Consider the following 16407-nt stretch of genomic DNA (forward strand, 5'->3'; position numbering starts at 1 on the left):
GGTACATTCTGACTAAAAAAGGTTGGGAGTACGGAACGATGTATGAGCCTCAGACAAAAAGATTCAGAACTACTGCTGACAGCAAAGACGCAATACTGAGAAGCAGCGCTCAACCGGTTTTTGACTACACCATCATCGACCTTTTTGTATAAGGATATCACCATGAACCCGTTTACCTACAACACCCTCCTCCAGAAAGAAACCGCTGATTATTGGAAGCACCCCACCAAAAAGCGAGCGCCAAAATCCATGCGCAAGAAGAAGCGAAAAGCGCAGAAAATAGCCCGCCGATTGAACCGGCGATAAGGCCAAAATTGGTGGTCTGTTGGTTAACGCATAAGGAAGTTAACGCTGGAGGATGACAAATGGACAAAAAAACCATTAAAGCCAAGGAGTTACAGCGAAAAGCACTGGAACTCCGTACACTTGGTCTTTCCTACCAGCAAATCGGGGACCAATTGAGTGTCAGTAAGACCGCTGCATTTAAGTCCGTTGCAAAAGCCCTGAGTGAGATTGAGGAAGAAACCCGACAGCTTGCCAAGCTGAACAAGACCCTGGATTTACAGCGGCTGGATTGGATTATCCGGGAAGCCATGAAGCTGGCACTGAAAGGTGACTTACAGGCAATGGACAGGATTATGAAAGCCATTGACCAGCGAGCGAAAATATACGGCTTTGAAGCTCCAAAGAAGATCGCTCACACGACACCTGACGGTGAAGAACTGGTGAACCAGGGTGTCGTAGTGGTGCCCTCACCCATGGATTTAGAACAGTGGCTGACCCAATACCAGCCCAAGGACGACGCATGATTACCGTCAAAGGGACGAAATACGAGCTGGATTGTCATGGGATCACCCCACGGCAGGCAGAGTTTATTATTTTGCTGGCCGAAGGCTACAGCCAGCGGCAACTGGCCGCCGAGGTGGGCATAACCCATCAGGCAATTACCGCCCGTTTAGCTGGCGCAAAAGCAAAGTTGAGCGCAAAGACACCCACCGAGATGGTGGCGGTGTGCTTTGCCGAGGGATGGATGCGGAAGAAGGGAGAGAGCAAGGATGCCTAAGCCTAATAAAATGGTTTGCAGCGTGGCGATATCAGTACACAAAGACAACAACAAAGATCAGGCATTGAGGCTTTATCCCAATGGGGACGAGAACGCCGAGCCCATCGATATCCATTTATTGTTTCCAGAGCATGCCATGATGAGCGAACCAGTCATGGAAGGCATGATGGAAAGCCTGGCACACCAGATGGCCGAGGCGTACCGACAACACTTGAAGCAAGAGAAGGACAAACGAATCGCCAAAAACATAGTGACGACTTTCTTAAACCGAGCCAGGCAGAACTGAGGCCATCGTGGCTATCACCTGGTCACCCCAACCCGGCCCACAGACCGCCCTGCTCACCTGCCCTATTGAAGACATTCTCTATGGTGGTGCCCGGGGCGGAGGCAAGACCGATGGCTTTTTGGGCAAGTGGCTGATGAGGTCGCAGGTTTATGGCGGCAAGTGTAAGGGATTATTCGTCCGTCGCAGTATGCCAGAGCTGGATGAGGTCATAGGCAGAAGTCAGGAGATATTCACCCCATTAGGAACCCTCTGGAAAGCGCAGAAAAGCACATGGGTTATGCCCAACGGGGCTATACTCAGGCTGCGAAGTTTGGAGCGGGATGCTGATGCGGGCAAGTATCAGGGACACAGCTACACCGACGTTTATATTGACGAAGGGGGTAACTTCCCCAATCCGGATCCCATCGACAAACTGAACGCCACCCTACGAAACCCTCACGGCATCCCCTCCAGTTTTAACGTGAGCGCCAACCCCGGCGGCCCGGGTCACGAATGGATAAAAAAGCGATATATTGATCCTGCTCCACTGGGTATGAAACCTGTCATTGATGGCAGTAGCAATGCCAAGCGTATCTATATACCGAGTCGCCTTGAAGACAACCGACTGCTGATGGATGGCGACCCTGGCTATATTGCCCGCTTGAAAAAGTCAGGCCCACCGTGGCTGGTGCAGGCATGGCTCATGGGCGATTGGAACGCCACACCAGAAGGCGGCCTCATTAAAGCGCAGTGGTTCAAACGCTACAACGTACTACCCTCGGAATTTTTACGAGTGATTCAAAGTTGGGATACCGCCTATAAACCAGAACAGGTGAACGACCCGAGCGTCTGCACCACCTGGGGCGAAACCCGACACGGCTGGTATTTGTTGGACGTATTCAGAGAGCGCATGGAGTACCCGGCACTGAAACGGGCAGCGGCCAGCCTATACGAGGCATGGCGACCCCAGGGAGTGCTGATAGAGGACAAAGGCAGCGGCCAGAGCTTGATTCAGGAGCTGCGCCAGGGCGTAGGGGTAGGACAGACAAAGGTCAGAATTCCCGTGATCCCCATCGACACCAAAGGCATCAACAAAGTAGACCGATTAATTGCCGTATCGAGCCTGTTTGAAGCAGGCATGGTTTATTTGCCAGAGGTATCGCCGTGGTCATTAGATTACGAGATAGAGATGACCATCTTTCCCCTCGCCCCCCACGACGATCAGGTGGACAGCACCAGCCAGTTTCTAAAGTGGGCGCATGAAAACAGTGCCAGCTTTGACCATGCTGCCAGCGGCCGCAAGCGGGTGGGCATGGCGGCAATGGACGACGGTCAAAGCATACAGAGCAACAAGGGCTATGGCAGTGTGCGGGGTAGTAATGACTTTAGGGGGTATTGATAGAATTGTTATTCCCTGAGAAGTGGTCATGAATATACATTAATTCACATAGCGCATGACGAGCATCAACCATAGACAATGTTTCAACGTCATCAAGCATGCTCATAAGGGCTTTGTAGTTGTCATGCAAATGCGACGGAAGATCTTTTTCTGGCTTGATCAATATCAGGTGATAATAATAAGCCTCTTTTAATCTGAGTATTAGGTCTCCCTCCCCCAATAATCGCTCAATGGCAAGACTGATTTTTTTCAATCCGTAATCAGTTTCTGTATTCACTCAACAAACTCCTCAGCCGGATCAGACTGTAATAGTTATTCTTATACACTTCGGAGAATCCGGAATTTTTGTTAATAGAAAATCATCATAAGTTCATTGTACCTTTTGAACTCATTGAAAACATTAGGTAATCACCATGGCAAGGAAGCCCACCCTCGGCGAGATCGCCCAAGCCGACCACGGCATTCTGATGAGCAAGGCCTACACCCATATGCTGATGGAAAACCCCGACAGCGTCCTCCAGCAGCGAGGCCGGGATATGCGGCTTTATGATGAGCTGCTACGGGACGACCAGGTGAAACCCTGCTTTCAGCAACGCAGGCTGGCCGTGACCCAATCGGAGTGGGACGTGGAACCGGCCAGCGAGAGCAGCGAAGACAAAGCCGCAGCGGAATTTATTAAAGAGCAGTTAAATAGCCGCAACTTTGATGACATTACCGATAAGATGCTATTCGGCGTCTTTTACGGTTATTCAGTAGCCGAGTGTTTGTGGGCATACGACGGCAACAGAATTGTCATAGACGATATCAAAGTCAGAGACCGCAGCCGGTTTAGGTTTGATCTGGAAGGCAACCTAAGGCTGATCAATATCCAACATCCCAACGGCATGAAGCTGCCTGAAAAAAAGTTCTGGGTATTCAGCGCCGGTGCCGACCACAGCGACAACCCCTATGGCATGGGGCTGGCGCATTATCTTTATTGGCCGACTTTTTTTAAACGCAACGGCATCAAGTTCTGGCTGATTTTCCTAGAAAAATTCGGCATGCCCACCGCAGCGGCCAAACTTCCTCCCGGACAGGCACAAGATCCCATCGAGCGAGAGAAAGCTCTGCAGGCACTGGATGCTATACAAAGCGACAGCGGCGTGGTGATTCCCGACAACGTGATTATTGAGCTGATCGAAGCGGCCAGATCCGGCACCGCCGATTATGATGCCCTTTGCCAACGTATGGACAAGGCCATCAGTAAAGTCATTCTCAGCCAGACCATGACCACCGATGATGGCAGCAGCCGCAGCCAGGCCGAAGTTCATCAAGAGGTTCAGGAAGCGGTAATTAAAAGCGATGCTGATCTGATTTGTGAGAGTTTCAACCAACAGGTGGTGACCTGGCTGACCGAATGGAATTTTCCCAACGCTTCCCCACCCAGAGTATGGCGGAAGACCGAGCCAGAAGAAGACCTGATGGCCAGGGCAGAACGGGACAACAAGATCAGTACCCTCGGCTATGAACCCACCGAAGACTATATCCGGGAAACCTATGGCGAGGGTTGGAAGAAGAAAGAATCCAGTCCGTTACCACCCATGGGCGCAGGAGCACCAGAACTGCCGCCAGAGTTTTCCGAGATTTCCAGTCTGACCCAGAAGCGAGCCAGCCACCGGGCAGACATGCAGTCATTAGTGGACGCCGCCGAGTATTTAAGCACCCAGTACCAAACCATGTATGGCAAGCGGGTGGAGCAGCTACTGAACTATCTGGAGGAAACCGATGATGTGGCTACTTTTCGGCAGAAGTTAGTAGAGATGATGAAGGAACCGCCTGCCGATGAGGCGGTGGAGACGGTCAGGAATGCTTCTTTTTTTGGGCGGTTGATGGGGCTGGTTTCCGGTAGTGCAAAATGAAAAGGCTGGAGATTCACAAAGAACCTCCAGCCATTCCATACCTTCACTAACCTCGAGCAATAATGCTATCGGCCAAACACAAATGGACTTAAATCATTCTGTCTTTTTTCAAGCTGTGTCGAATAAAAGAACCCGGCACGACTGTGGCCGGGCATCACAGAAGAAAAGACACTTCTCTGTGAAAAAACTGGCTAATGGCATCGGCAAAACATTCACAATGCCAATAAATATTGGGAGTAATCAGGCTGGAAAGAAGGTATTTGAAAATGTGTTATGAAGTAAGTTCTCCCCCTACCAACCAGGACACGGGAAGCTGACAGGGGGAACAGCTACAACCTATGGGTGTCAAACAACCACCTATTCACATTACCAATGATATTCCTTAAGGTCAAAGGCAAGTATAAAACTGAAATTGATTGCACGACCGGTCGTTGTTATCTGATTACCAAACCTTTACTGCTGCTTTGCATATGCTCTCCTATCCTTAGCTGACAACATTAATGAAATGAAAAGGAGAGTGGTATGTCTGCGATCATGAACTGGGGGTTCGGTTTTTTCCTGACAGACTATGCTGGGTTTGCATCCACAATGATTCGATCGGTTATTCAGGCTCTATAACCCTTCGAATAGGAGCAGAAATAGTTAGTCAGTAATTGTCTAAAGAACACCCCTCATCGGTGAATATAGGGAGTAGTAGGCTAGTCAGGTGCTATTCATCGATGAGGGATCTTAAGGCAGTTATCAGACGTTCAGTACAGGGTAAAATTTTCATCTTTAGAAAGGATGGTATATCAACCTCGAAATGCAAAGTTTAAAGCCACGAGTGACCGGTACAAGGAGAGTATCGGTATTTACCAAGATTAATGTCACCATACGGCCTGCAAAGTAACATCCCCTCTATAAAGGCTCGTCTGGGTCTTAGCCCCGCCTATACACCGAACCAGACAACATAATCCACAGCTGAACCAAGAATAACCATCAGAACGATCAATCCAAAATGTACCTGCATAAGACACCTTTATTATCATGGTTATCGTTGCCGTCAGACACAGAATACATTTATCACGTTGAAGGGAAGATGGCCAGACTTAAGCCAGTCACTCATGAGAAGGAGGGGCTGGTTATATCTTGGTGAAGAATGAAAGGATTAATATTGAATTTCTGCAGTATTTTTCAGTTCCGCCTTAATGTCATTACACAACTTTATGTAAGCCTCAATCAGAAAGTTTAAGTCTGAATTTGAGATTTTTTTGTAGTCGTTAAAGGTTTCAATCTCATATTTTCCAAGCACTTCATTTAATGAACACATGGTGGTTTCAATAAGCTACCTGATTTCCAGGCTGATGGAATTTAAGTCCAGTTTATTGTATGCCTTAATTCCTTTCACCAGTCTCTTATATTTTGGACTTTGGCTATCAAGCAACGCTCTCATTGAGCGCTTTAATCGAATTTCAATATCACTCACAACTACACCATTTTTAAAAAATACAGACGATGAACTAAAATGCCACTGTTAACTGATTTTGTGCCTGTGCTGTTGGTAAATCGATAGTCAGATCTATCATTATGTTTTAGTGCACGATGAAAGACCTGACCCTTATTCCCTAATATTCAACATCCCAACGGTATGCCGCTGCCCGAGAAAAAGTTCTGGGTATTCAGCGCCGGAGCTGACCACAGCGATAACCCCTATGGCATGGGGCTGGCTCATTACCTTTATTGGCCAACCTTCTTCAAGCGCAACGGCATCAAGTTCTGGCTGATCTTTTTAGAAAAATTCGGCATGCCCACCGCCGCTGCCAAACTTCCCCCCGGGCAGGCGCAAGACCCCATCGAACGAGAGAAAGCCCTGCAGGCACTGGATGCCATACAAAGCGACAGCGGTGTGGTGATTCCTGATAACGTGGTTATCGAGCTAATAGAAGCAGCCAGATCCGGAACCGCCGACTATGATGCCCTTTGCCAACGCATGGACAAGGCCATCAGTAAAGTAATCCTAAGCCAGACCATGACCACCGACGATGGCAGCAGTCGCAGTCAGGCAGAGGTTCATCAGGAAGTTCAGGAAGCAGTAATCAAAAGCGATGCTGATCTGATTTGTGAGAGCTTCAACCAGCAAGTAGTGGCCTGGCTAACCGAATGGAATTTCCCAAACGCTACCCCGCCCCGAGTATGGCGGAAGACCGAACCCGAAGAAGACCTGATGGCCAGGGCAGAACGGGACAACAAGATCAGTACTCTCGGCTATGAACCCACCGAAGACTATATCCGGGAAACCTATGGCGAGGGTTGGAAGAAGAAAGAATCCAGTCCGTTGCCACCCATGGGCGCAGGAGCACCAGAACTGCCGCCAGAGTTTTCCGAGATTTCCAGTCTGACCCAGAAGCGAGCCAGCCACCGGGCAGATATGCAGTCACTGGTGGATGCCGCCGAGTATTTAGGCACCAAATACCAAACCATGTATGGCAAGCGGGTGGAGCAGCTACTGAACTACTTGGAGGAAACCGATGATGTGGCTACCTTTCGGCAGAAGCTGGTAGAGATGATGAAGGAACCGCCTGCGGATGAGGCGGTGGAGACGGTCAGGAATGCTTCTTTTTTTGGGCGGTTGATGGGGTTGGTGTCGGGGGGGAATTCAAGAATCAAGACCTGACACTGGTTTTAAACCGGAAACGAGCAACGCCAGTTTGCTGGGAACGTTTTGTTGGGCGTGACTCCGATTTTACCGTCGGGCACAAACCTGTCGCACTTCGCCGTGCAACGCCGAGGTTTGGGGCGACCGGAACAGAGCGAAGCGGCGAGTAGGTTGTCCCAGCAGCACACGACAGTGTGATGCGATAACACCGACTTGTTATGCACTGTTCTCAGACTCCACTTTTTCAACTGCTTCTGCGATTAGTTTTGCACTCTCGTAAGACATACCTTGGGTGACTTTATAATACGCGTCCCTCATTACCTCAAAAGTATTTAAGCTTGTATTTATTGCCAGTGTGCCTATACCACCTAACATTAACTTGTAGAAATTATCATTATCATCGTATACACGACGAAGGTACTGCTTCTGGAATTCTTTTAGCTCATCATCCTCAGGATTAGCCAACGAACTTACATATGTTTCCAGCGCATTTCTGGTATCACTGATTTCTTCTGGGTTTGGCTCAGAATACATATGAATAGCAATGGATTTATATATTGCAGAAAAATATTTTAAATAGAAGGAGTCATCGTAGTACTGCTTTATAAGATAACTTGCTCCAACTGCCCGAAGTAAACCTTCTTCTCGCGCAAGGCGCTCAACTTGCTCGCAGGTTATTTTGAGGCTTTCTCTGGCATCTTCATCTGGTGCCATATCAAAATCATCTTCCACACTTGATGATCGAATGACATATTCATCTACCCATGTAGCAAGCTTAGAAGGAGAACTAAAAATTTCTTTTTCAGATGGCTTGTCAATCTTCGGGGTAGGAACAGGCCGTTCTTCTTTCTTTTTTCCGAAAAGCTTATCTATTAATCCCATGCTTGATTTCTCCTTGATGCATAACAGTGGTTTAAACGAACCGAGTTCGCATAACACACTATCTATTTTTCTGAACTGTTAATTAAATGTCTTTTTAAAACAGACGATTGCAGTCTATTGATACGATATTACTATTTATCAACGGGTTCGCATTTGCGATTTTGTATACCATTCGCTTAAACATAAGCATCCCCTAAACACTGTTTTTTTATCAATAAAAACAGCCAATTAACCGAACCTTTGTAAATGCTGTTTATACGAACTACTTTTCCTAAAACCACTGTATAAATAAACAGATATGGATGAGAAAGTAGTATGCGCCTGCAACAACGGTTTCGCCTTGCTATGCGAGAAGGGAATTATTCACTTGAAACAGAACGTTCTTATTGGGGTTGGATTCGTCACTATATTCGTTTTCACCGAATGCGCCACCCAGATACGATGGGAGGGAATGAAATCTCCCAGTTTCTTTCCTATCTTGTTGTTAAAAGGCATGTGGCTGTGAACACACAGCAGCAGGCACTGAGTGCTCTTGTTTTTTTGTATCGTAAAGTCTTGAATCGCGAAGAACTGGACATTAACGAATGGAAACCCGCCAGGCGAAGAAAACATTTACCTGTTGTCTTTTCAAGAGATGAGGCTAGCCGTGCAATATCTCATATGAGTGGCAGACCACTGGCCGTGACATTACTTATGTACGGTGCCGGCCTTAGGCTTAAAGAAGCACTGTCTTTGCGGATTAAAGACGTTGATTTTGGCCGTAATGAAATTACCGTTCGGCAGGGTAAGGGAGATAAAGAACGTATTACTTTATTGCCTCAAAAAGCTATTTCTATATTAAAGACCTACATTGAGCACTCTCGTGTTCTTCATGAAAAATCATTGGCTGAAGGTGTTGAATTTGTTCACTTGCCTAATGCGTTAGCTAGAAAATATCCTAATGCAGGCAAGGAATTAGCTTGGCAATATATTTTTGCCAGCGATCAATTGAGTAAAGACCCGATTACAGGTAATACAGGTCGGCATCATATTCACCCCAGAAGCATCCAAAAAGCTGTAAAACAGGCAATTATTAAAGCGGGTATCAATAAGCATGCCAGTTGCCATACCTTTCGGCACAGCTTTGCTACTCATTTACTGGAAAGTGGCTATGACATAAGAACGGTTCAGGAGTTACTGGGGCATGTCAATGTGAATACTACAATGATTTATACCCACGTTTTAAACCGGGGGGGTAAAGGTGTATTAAGTCCGGTTGATGATTGATGACTTTAAGTGGGTAGATTTTGAGCTTATCTACCTCCCCCCCCCCACGCTACCGCCCCTCGGCTTAAAGCTGACGTCGTTATAGGGTTTGTGTGGCACTCGCCACCTGTCGTTTTCTGACTGTTCACGGAAAATTACTGCATTATACAGAAGTAAACACCAGTACAAAGTACGGAAATACCCACTGCCTTTCGTACTGTCCGTGACCCACCAGATCTACAACTTCTTCGAACTCAGCGCCGCTTTTGACCTGAAGCCCGAACAGGCCATCCAATACTTTCAGCAGAAAGGCATTAAGGCCAGTTTCAGCTGGATGGACATGATCGGGGAGGAGCATGACGCCGCCGTCACCGTTGCCAAGATGATGGATACCAACCTGCTGTCTTACGTAGACAAACAGGTGGATAAGATGCTGGAGACAGGGGATACCCTGGCAGACTTCAAAAGAGCCTTGATCCCCAAGCTGCAGAAAGCGGGATGGTGGGGCAAACAGGACGTGGTCGACCCCCTTACCGGTAAAGTGATCAAAGCGCAGCTGGGCAGCGCCACCCGGTTAGAAAATATATTCAGAACCAACCTGCAGAGCGCCTATGCCGTCGGCCAGTGGCAGAGTATCCAGGCCAACAGCCAGGCTGCCCCCTTTTTGATGTATGACGCCGTAGAAGACCACCGCACCCGACCAGAGCATCAACAGTGGAACGGTACTGCCCGCCCCGTAGACGACCCTTTCTGGCAGACCCACTACCCACCCAACGGCTGGAATTGCCGGTGCGGCGTGATTCAGCTGACCAAAGCGGAGATGGAACGACATAAAATACCGCTGTCGCCAAAGCCAACCATCAAGAAGCGCCTGTGGATAAACCCCCGCACTGGTAAAGCCACGACGGTGCCCGTGGATTTAGACCCCGGATGGGATCATAACCCCGGCAAAGCCCGCATGGACAAGCTGCGCCAGCTGGAAAAAGAGAAAGCCCTGCAGCTAAAACCCGGTATGCAGCGAGCCTTGAAACAGGGCGTCCAGGCCGCTAAGCAGGCAAAGCAAAAGTACCTCACCCAGTTAGCTGCCAACACCGCCCTCAAGAAGCTGGGACAGGCCAGCGTGGACGGCACCTTTATCGCCCAGAAACAGAAAACGATTCAGAAAGCAGCGCAGCACCAGCTGGACACCGCCATCGCCGAGAAAACGCCCTACCTGTCCAACGCCATTAAACAGCTGCAGAAACAAAAAGGCAGCGCCAGCCTGACCCCCAAAGAGCTGCTGGACAGCGCCAAAGCGAAAGCCGAGAGCATTAAACAGTCGGTGCTGATCAACCAATACAAGAAAGCCATCATTGACGGCAAGGCACCGAACAGCAACGCCCTGGCGGCCTATCACCAGCTGCCAGAGGAAGCGCAGAAAGCCATCGACCAGAGCATCGAGTTAAAGACCGGGCAACTGCAGGCCAAAGAGACCCTGAAGGACATTAAAGAGAACCCCAAAGGGCAGACACTGAAAAATCAGATCCTCATAAAGCTGGAAAAAAGTGGAAATACCGACGACCTGACCCCGGTTCAGCTGTTGAAAAAGGTAGAGGAGCAATACCAGGTCGAGCAGCTGAAGAAAGAGACTGCTGCCAAGCTATCGGGTTACAAAAAGAAAGTGCTGGCCGGTAAGTTACCCACCCCGGGACAGCAGGCGGCATTCAATACCCTGGATGAGGAAGCCAAGGAAAAGTTTCTGGCAAAGCTGGATAAGGCGAAGCAGGGAGCCATACAGCCAGTAGCAGAGCCTCACAACACTTCGGACTTCCCTATACCTACTACTGACCATACGACCAAGCAAAAAGTAGCACAAAACCCAGCAGCAACAACTACAGAGCCAAAAAACGAAGCCCCCCAATGGAGTGACCTCACCAAGATCGGCAACCAGAAAGGCTCCAACCCCGGCGGCTTTTATCAGGACACCACCACCGGCAAAAAGTACTACATCAAGGAACCCGCCAGTGAAGACATCGCCCGCAACGAAGTGCTGGCAGCGAAGCTATACGAGGCGGCAGGGGTGGACGTGCCCAACGTTTACCTGTTGCAGGACGGCAAACAGATCCGCATCGCCTCAGAAATTATTGATGGCCTGCAGCAGGACGCTGCCCAGCTAACCAGCGGCAAGCTCCAGGGCATACGAGATAACTTTATGGTGGACGCCTGGCTGGCCAACTGGGACGTGGTGGGACTTTCCTACGACAACCTGCTGGTGAAAGGCAGCAAGGCCATCCATATCGATACCGGTGGTGCCTTGAGATACCGGGCACAAGGTGGATTAAAAGGCGACGCATTCGGGAAAAAGGTGCTGGAGATCGAGAGCCTGCGAGACAGCGCCATGAACCCCCAATCAGCGGCGGTGTTTGCCAGCGTTACCCGGGAAGACATGATCGCCGGTGCCCGCAAAGCACTGGCACTGGATAAACAGCAGATCACCGAGCTGGTAGAGAGCGTCGGCCCCACCACAAAACGGGAACGCACCAGGCTCATTAATATCTTGGTGGCCAGACAACAGGACATAGCAAAGCAGTATCCAGAAGCCCTGCAGAAAGCAACACCAGAACCAACCATCAGCGGCAGCGCCATCAATCGGCTGGAGTATGAGCAGGTGGTCAACAGTCGTTCAAATGGTTATACCATCCCCACCGACAAGGGCGACATCGAAGACCATAACGTGCTGCTCTACCATAAAAAAAACCTCCAAGGCATGGACGTGACCGGTGCTTATTTCAAACTGATGCCCAGCGCCATGCGAAAGCTGGAGCAGACCATCGGCACGATTGAAAGTACCGCAGAACCCTATGAGGATATGCATAAGAAAATCATCACCGCCATCAAGTCCGTGGCACACCGGGCGGAAAATGGCTATGGCATGGATGATTATGTGTTTGAGCGCATCGATGCAGCGGTAGAACGCTGGCAGCAGGTACTGGATGAGATGACCGAGCAGGCATCGAATAACCTGCGGTCATCCCGTGATCTGGCGGCCTTTACGAACCGAACCCAACCTTTTATTGATGAACTCAGGAAAGTGCGTCACAACACCCTGGAAGGTGAGATACCGAACTGGAATGCCAAGGTTGGTAGATACAAAACCTTCAGCATTCCCCCTGCGGCCTCAGTTAAGCAATCGTCCGGCATTCAATGGACCGAGGACAGTACTGAGTTTCAGCTGTCCAATTTTCAGAAAGGTCGGCAACGAGAGGGGAAAAAGACCTTCACCCTTTCTGCCCGGCGATACACCGCTGAAGTGGATGGAGCCACTATCCATTACTGGCCAAAACATCACAGTGTGCCGTTCTCCCTGCAGGGTCGCATGGAGATTGATGTTACCGGCATCCAACAGGCGGACACTGAACGGGTGTTTTCGGTGATGGATGAGCTGGGCATCAACAGTCAACGCACCACCACAGGGGATATGGAGGAACTTTATCTGGATAAGCTGGCCTATATTCACAAACTGGATAAGGTGCTGGCCAATGAAACCCGCTCCCTGACTGACCAGGGGGAACGCATCCGGAAAAAGCTCGCACGGATGAATAAAGCGCTCGGTATTGATCTGAAGTCCATGAAGCAATACAACCCGGCAGGCGAGTATCAGGCTTTCGGTCAAGGACAACGCATTCACTACCGGCCTGAGTTATTGAATGACCCCGCGTTTAAGGATCTAAACGACAATTATCGAGTTATTCACGTCAACAGCGACAACGGCAGCATGATCAAAACCCTGAAGAAAGTGCTGGAATCCGGCGGCCAGATGGTCTCCACCACTGAAAAAATTCGTCGTGGTATCCGCCCGGGCGGGAAGTCTTATCAGGCTGACCTGCACTCCGGTGGAGCCAACTACTTTTTTACCCGGATAAAACCGAAGGGCGATGCAATCAATACCGAGGGTTTCATCTGGAACAGTAAGGCCGCTGCACGAATGGACGCGATTTCCTACAGTCATGATTATTACGGCAGAACCACCGACACTCATGTGCAGCAGCACCGGAAAATTACCGTTTCACAGCTTAGAGAGATCAGTCGACTGGGCGGTAATGAGACCATCTTTAAAAACAGCCTGTCGATTTTTGATGATTTGGAGAGCATTCGAATCGATAGCCTTGACGAACGGCAGAACGTGATACAACTCTTTAAAGACGCAGGCTACCAGCAATGGCCAGATGGCCGCCCCTTAGAACAAGTGATAAAGCGGCGAGGAGAAGACGAATGACCCCAGGAGAAGCCAGCAAGCAGGGAGCCCCCCTGGAGATTGACCACCCTTATGGTGGCAAGCGATACCCGGCACAGTTATTTGATATTGACCAGGGCGTGGCATGGATAGAGTACGGCTGGGCAGAGGATGACCCCATGGAGCGGGCGTCTAATCCTATTCACATGGCACAGGGGGGAGTGAAAGCGACCCCGAACGGCTGGGAGATACCCACCGACGCAGGGCGTCCGGTGACTATTCGCAGACTGGACGCTCACAACGACAGCGACCTCATCGAAGAACTGAAAACGTACAACCGTGGTGACCGCTATCGAGCCAGGGACGTTATTCAGCAAGACTTATCACTGACCATACCCTCCGAATAACACCACCCAGATCGCCGCCCTGAGCGGCTCACCACGCCTTGAAAAAAATCACGGTTTCGCCTTGCTGTATGCCCGTCTGCGTTTATGTTGTGTGTTAATACAACAATAAATCTGGACGGACACTATGAAAACACGGCAACAAGCCATCGATGACATCGCCAGCACGATCCTGAAGCTGGAAACCCTCAACACCCGAAACGTGGATAACCTGGACTTTCACGAATTGGCCATCTGGCAGATCAAAGAAGCCCTGCAGGCTGCTTATAGTGCAGGCCTCCAAAAAAGTGATGCAAGTTCAAAGAACTTACGAAGCTAATATGATACTCGACTATCTTTCATTTTGATTTTTTTCGAGGCTCGCAATGCACCAAATAACAGCAGAACAAACAATTGGGGAGATTAGGTGTTATTTAGCTAAAAAATTGGAAAATGATTCTGTTGAGGAGCTAGGTATGACAGCGCAGGGACGTATTGTTCGGTTAGCAGACTCTACTGATGATACCAAAGAGTTGCACGGAAGACTAAAAGAACAATTGCTAAACCTTCAATCTTCGAGACAGACACAGAAGTCATCCAATCTACAGCAACACGTCGTTTACAGGACATTGAATGAGTATGTTGAAATCACCGAAATACCATCTTTGAAACCCATATATACTGTTTCGGGAGTTGATTTAGCTGAGCTGGAAACTGATAAAGAGATTCGTAGCAAACTTGCACAATTAAAACAAAAATATAGGAGTGAGTTTACGGAGTTAGCCAAAGAAACCAGCACAAAGTATTTATTGGGAAACTGTTTAACTAAAAGCAACAAAAATAACAGCTTGGTTAATGGTAACCGTTGCTCTTTCCTCAACCAATTTAAGCGGGATGAATGGTTGTTAATACAAAATGACAAAGCTGGGATGAGTAACAGAAAATCATTTTTTATGAGTAACGTGGTTATCCTGCAGTTTGAAAAAACATTTGAAACTAACGGTTGGCTATTAACGTACCCAAAAACTATTACCCGATGCAATATCACTAACTTTGAAACAAAAGAATTATTGAAAGCCTACCTGGACCGTTACGAAACCGATGAGTTTCAGGATGCATTCATGAAAACGGACAATGGTAAAAGTTCATTTTACCTGGTGCGTGATATGGGAATGAAGATTGATAAATTAACCGTCACTTTTGATGAAATGCCTGAATACAGATTTTCAAATAATGAGGCTGAACATTCTTGCACAAGGAGAAGGTACTCAGTGGTTGTACATGTCAGCCCTAACAATAAACAGAAAAAAACTATGGACTGTAACTGATGAACACACTTGAAAGGAGCGCTGCCATGTGGATATTCACCAGCCAGGGCATGATCAGCATTGTGAAACACAGAAACGAGCCACAGCTGATGATGGTCAGAGCCCGACAGGCCGAGGTATTAAAAACACTATTTCCAGAGGAAAAATTGCTCATCACTCCCGACGCTGATTATCGCTACCGTATGGAAGTACCACAGAGCGATGTGATCAACGCTTTGCAAGACCAGCTGGAAACCATGCAGTACGACAACTTTAAAAACAGCATTGGTGACCACGATTACCACACCGCCTGCTCTCAGGTATGGAGTGTGATGTATCGCTACCAGCAGGGCGTGACTGAGCGGCAACAACAACAGCAACAAGAAGAAGAACCGACGGCAACGTCCAGTCAAGCATACCGGCCACTCAGTGAGTTTCTGAAAAGCCCTGCCGAACAGGCACGGCAACGCCGAATCGCAAGCTCAGCATTCCCTGATGACTTTGGGGGATGCAGCGATAACTACCGTAAATAAGCCAGAAAAAGGAGATTGATCATGGCTAAAAAAACAACGCATGAAAAAGTCGCCAGCGCCTTTAAAACCCTGCTCGCCCGGGCAGAACAGGTGCGGGTTAATAACACCGAAGTGACCAGTGCCACCGCCAACTGCCTCGGCAAGTGGAGCATCACCATGAAGCTCAAAGGTGGCAAAGAGCTGGCACTGGATGACAAGGCACTGGATGCCATTACTTACGACAAAGGCGATTTTGTTGTCCACACCGAGGATGGCAAAAAGGAAAACCGCATCGCCTTTTACAGCATGAAAAAAGAAGTTCCCCGGCATATTTAATCGCCGCCATGACAGCCCTGCCCGTCAGGGCTTTATAATCAGGGAAGGATGGTATGCTGGTAATGCAAGGAGTAATTGCCAGTTTTTTATTGAGCAGGAGTGGAGCATGAATCTGATTGAACTGATTGCCGCAGGCGCAAATGACGAACTGGAAGACAGCGAACATCAGTCAGAGCTATTAACCGAAATTTATGAAAACGCCAGCGAGCAGGAGCAGCAGAAAATAGACGAGGTTCTGGTCTGTATTTGTGGGTGGCAATTCAGCAGCC

17 protein-coding genes are annotated in these 16407 nt (G+C 48.8%); 15 read left to right on the forward strand and 2 right to left on the reverse strand.

Annotation, left to right across the window (positions count from 1 at the left end; all coding sequences use genetic code 11):
* The first annotated feature begins 162 nt into the window (after window positions 1-162).
* Genes AK963_RS33320 through terL form a run of 5 tightly spaced genes read left to right on the forward strand, consistent with a single transcriptional unit; the run spans window position 163 to window position 2727 of the window.
* A complete protein-coding gene (locus tag AK963_RS33320) occupies window positions 163-306 on the forward strand; it encodes a hypothetical protein (RefSeq protein WP_175404548.1) in 144 nt (47 codons plus the stop codon).
* A gap of 59 nt (window positions 307-365) precedes the next feature.
* Complete coding sequence (locus AK963_RS16655; RefSeq protein WP_066016574.1) at window positions 366-809, forward strand: hypothetical protein; 444 nt, start codon at window positions 366-368, stop codon at window positions 807-809.
* A complete protein-coding gene (locus tag AK963_RS16660; protein ID WP_066016575.1) occupies window positions 806-1063 on the forward strand; it encodes a helix-turn-helix transcriptional regulator in 258 nt (85 codons plus the stop codon). Before AK963_RS16655 ends, AK963_RS16660 begins: the two co-directional genes overlap by 4 nt.
* Complete coding sequence (locus tag AK963_RS16665; protein ID WP_066016576.1) at window positions 1056-1349, forward strand: hypothetical protein; 294 nt, start codon at window positions 1056-1058, stop codon at window positions 1347-1349. Before AK963_RS16660 ends, AK963_RS16665 begins: the two co-directional genes overlap by 8 nt.
* 7 nt (window positions 1350-1356) lie before the next feature.
* On the forward strand, window positions 1357-2727 hold the full coding sequence (gene terL / locus AK963_RS16670; RefSeq protein ID WP_202969802.1) for a phage terminase large subunit: 1371 nt from the start codon (window positions 1357-1359) through the stop codon (window positions 2725-2727).
* On the opposite strand, the gene AK963_RS16675 is transcribed toward terL, so the two are convergent.
* Window positions 2714-3004 (reverse strand): hypothetical protein, encoded by a 291-nt coding sequence (locus tag AK963_RS16675; RefSeq protein WP_066016577.1) that lies wholly within the window; start codon window positions 3002-3004, stop codon window positions 2714-2716. The genes terL and AK963_RS16675 overlap by 14 nt on opposite strands.
* 136 nt (window positions 3005-3140) lie before the next feature.
* Between AK963_RS16675 and AK963_RS16680 the strand changes: the two genes are divergently transcribed.
* The 3 genes from AK963_RS16680 to AK963_RS16690 all read left to right on the forward strand — a co-directional run bounded on the left by AK963_RS16680 (window position 3141) and on the right by AK963_RS16690 (window position 7278).
* Entirely contained in the window at window positions 3141-4625 is a 1485-nt protein-coding gene (locus AK963_RS16680) for a DUF935 domain-containing protein (RefSeq protein ID WP_066016578.1), read from the forward strand.
* Window positions 4615-4902 carry a hypothetical protein gene (locus AK963_RS35470; protein ID WP_066016579.1) on the forward strand — a complete coding sequence of 96 codons (288 nt, stop codon included), beginning with the start codon at window positions 4615-4617 and terminating at the stop codon, window positions 4900-4902. Before AK963_RS16680 ends, AK963_RS35470 begins: the two co-directional genes overlap by 11 nt.
* 1350 nt (window positions 4903-6252) lie before the next feature.
* The gene (locus AK963_RS16690) at window positions 6253-7278 is read left to right on the forward strand and encodes a phage portal protein family protein (protein WP_066016580.1); all 1026 of its coding nucleotides are present in this window, start codon (window positions 6253-6255) and stop codon (window positions 7276-7278) included.
* A gap of 198 nt (window positions 7279-7476) precedes the next feature.
* Here AK963_RS16690 and AK963_RS16695 read toward each other — a convergent pair whose 3' ends face one another.
* A complete protein-coding gene (locus tag AK963_RS16695) occupies window positions 7477-8142 on the reverse strand; it encodes a hypothetical protein (RefSeq protein ID WP_066016581.1) in 666 nt (221 codons plus the stop codon).
* 315 nt (window positions 8143-8457) lie between these two features.
* On the opposite strand from AK963_RS16695, the gene AK963_RS16700 reads away from it, so the two are divergent.
* From AK963_RS16700 to AK963_RS16730, 7 genes are all read left to right on the forward strand, one after another.
* Window positions 8458-9408: an integron integrase gene (locus AK963_RS16700; RefSeq protein ID WP_066016582.1), complete on the forward strand. Its 951-nt coding sequence runs from the start codon at window positions 8458-8460 to the stop codon at window positions 9406-9408.
* A gap of 202 nt (window positions 9409-9610) precedes the next feature.
* Window positions 9611-13642: a phage head morphogenesis protein gene (locus tag AK963_RS16705; RefSeq protein WP_066016583.1), complete on the forward strand. Its 4032-nt coding sequence runs from the start codon at window positions 9611-9613 to the stop codon at window positions 13640-13642.
* A complete protein-coding gene (locus AK963_RS16710; protein ID WP_066016584.1) occupies window positions 13639-14007 on the forward strand; it encodes a hypothetical protein in 369 nt (122 codons plus the stop codon). Before AK963_RS16705 ends, AK963_RS16710 begins: the two co-directional genes overlap by 4 nt.
* Before the next feature lie 124 nt (window positions 14008-14131).
* Entirely contained in the window at window positions 14132-14323 is a 192-nt protein-coding gene (locus AK963_RS16715; protein WP_066016585.1) for a DUF6900 domain-containing protein, read from the forward strand.
* Between the two features lie 46 nt (window positions 14324-14369).
* Window positions 14370-15311: a hypothetical protein gene (locus AK963_RS16720; RefSeq protein WP_139117463.1), complete on the forward strand. Its 942-nt coding sequence runs from the start codon at window positions 14370-14372 to the stop codon at window positions 15309-15311.
* Window positions 15311-15823: a hypothetical protein gene (locus tag AK963_RS16725; protein ID WP_139117464.1), complete on the forward strand. Its 513-nt coding sequence runs from the start codon at window positions 15311-15313 to the stop codon at window positions 15821-15823. Before AK963_RS16720 ends, AK963_RS16725 begins: the two co-directional genes overlap by 1 nt.
* 21 nt (window positions 15824-15844) lie before the next feature.
* On the forward strand, window positions 15845-16138 hold the full coding sequence (locus tag AK963_RS16730) for a hypothetical protein (protein ID WP_066016588.1): 294 nt from the start codon (window positions 15845-15847) through the stop codon (window positions 16136-16138).
* Window positions 16139-16407: the final 269 nt, after the last annotated feature.

This window comes from Endozoicomonas atrinae (genome assembly GCF_001647025.1).
GTDB lineage: Bacteria > Pseudomonadota > Gammaproteobacteria > Pseudomonadales > Endozoicomonadaceae > Endozoicomonas > Endozoicomonas atrinae.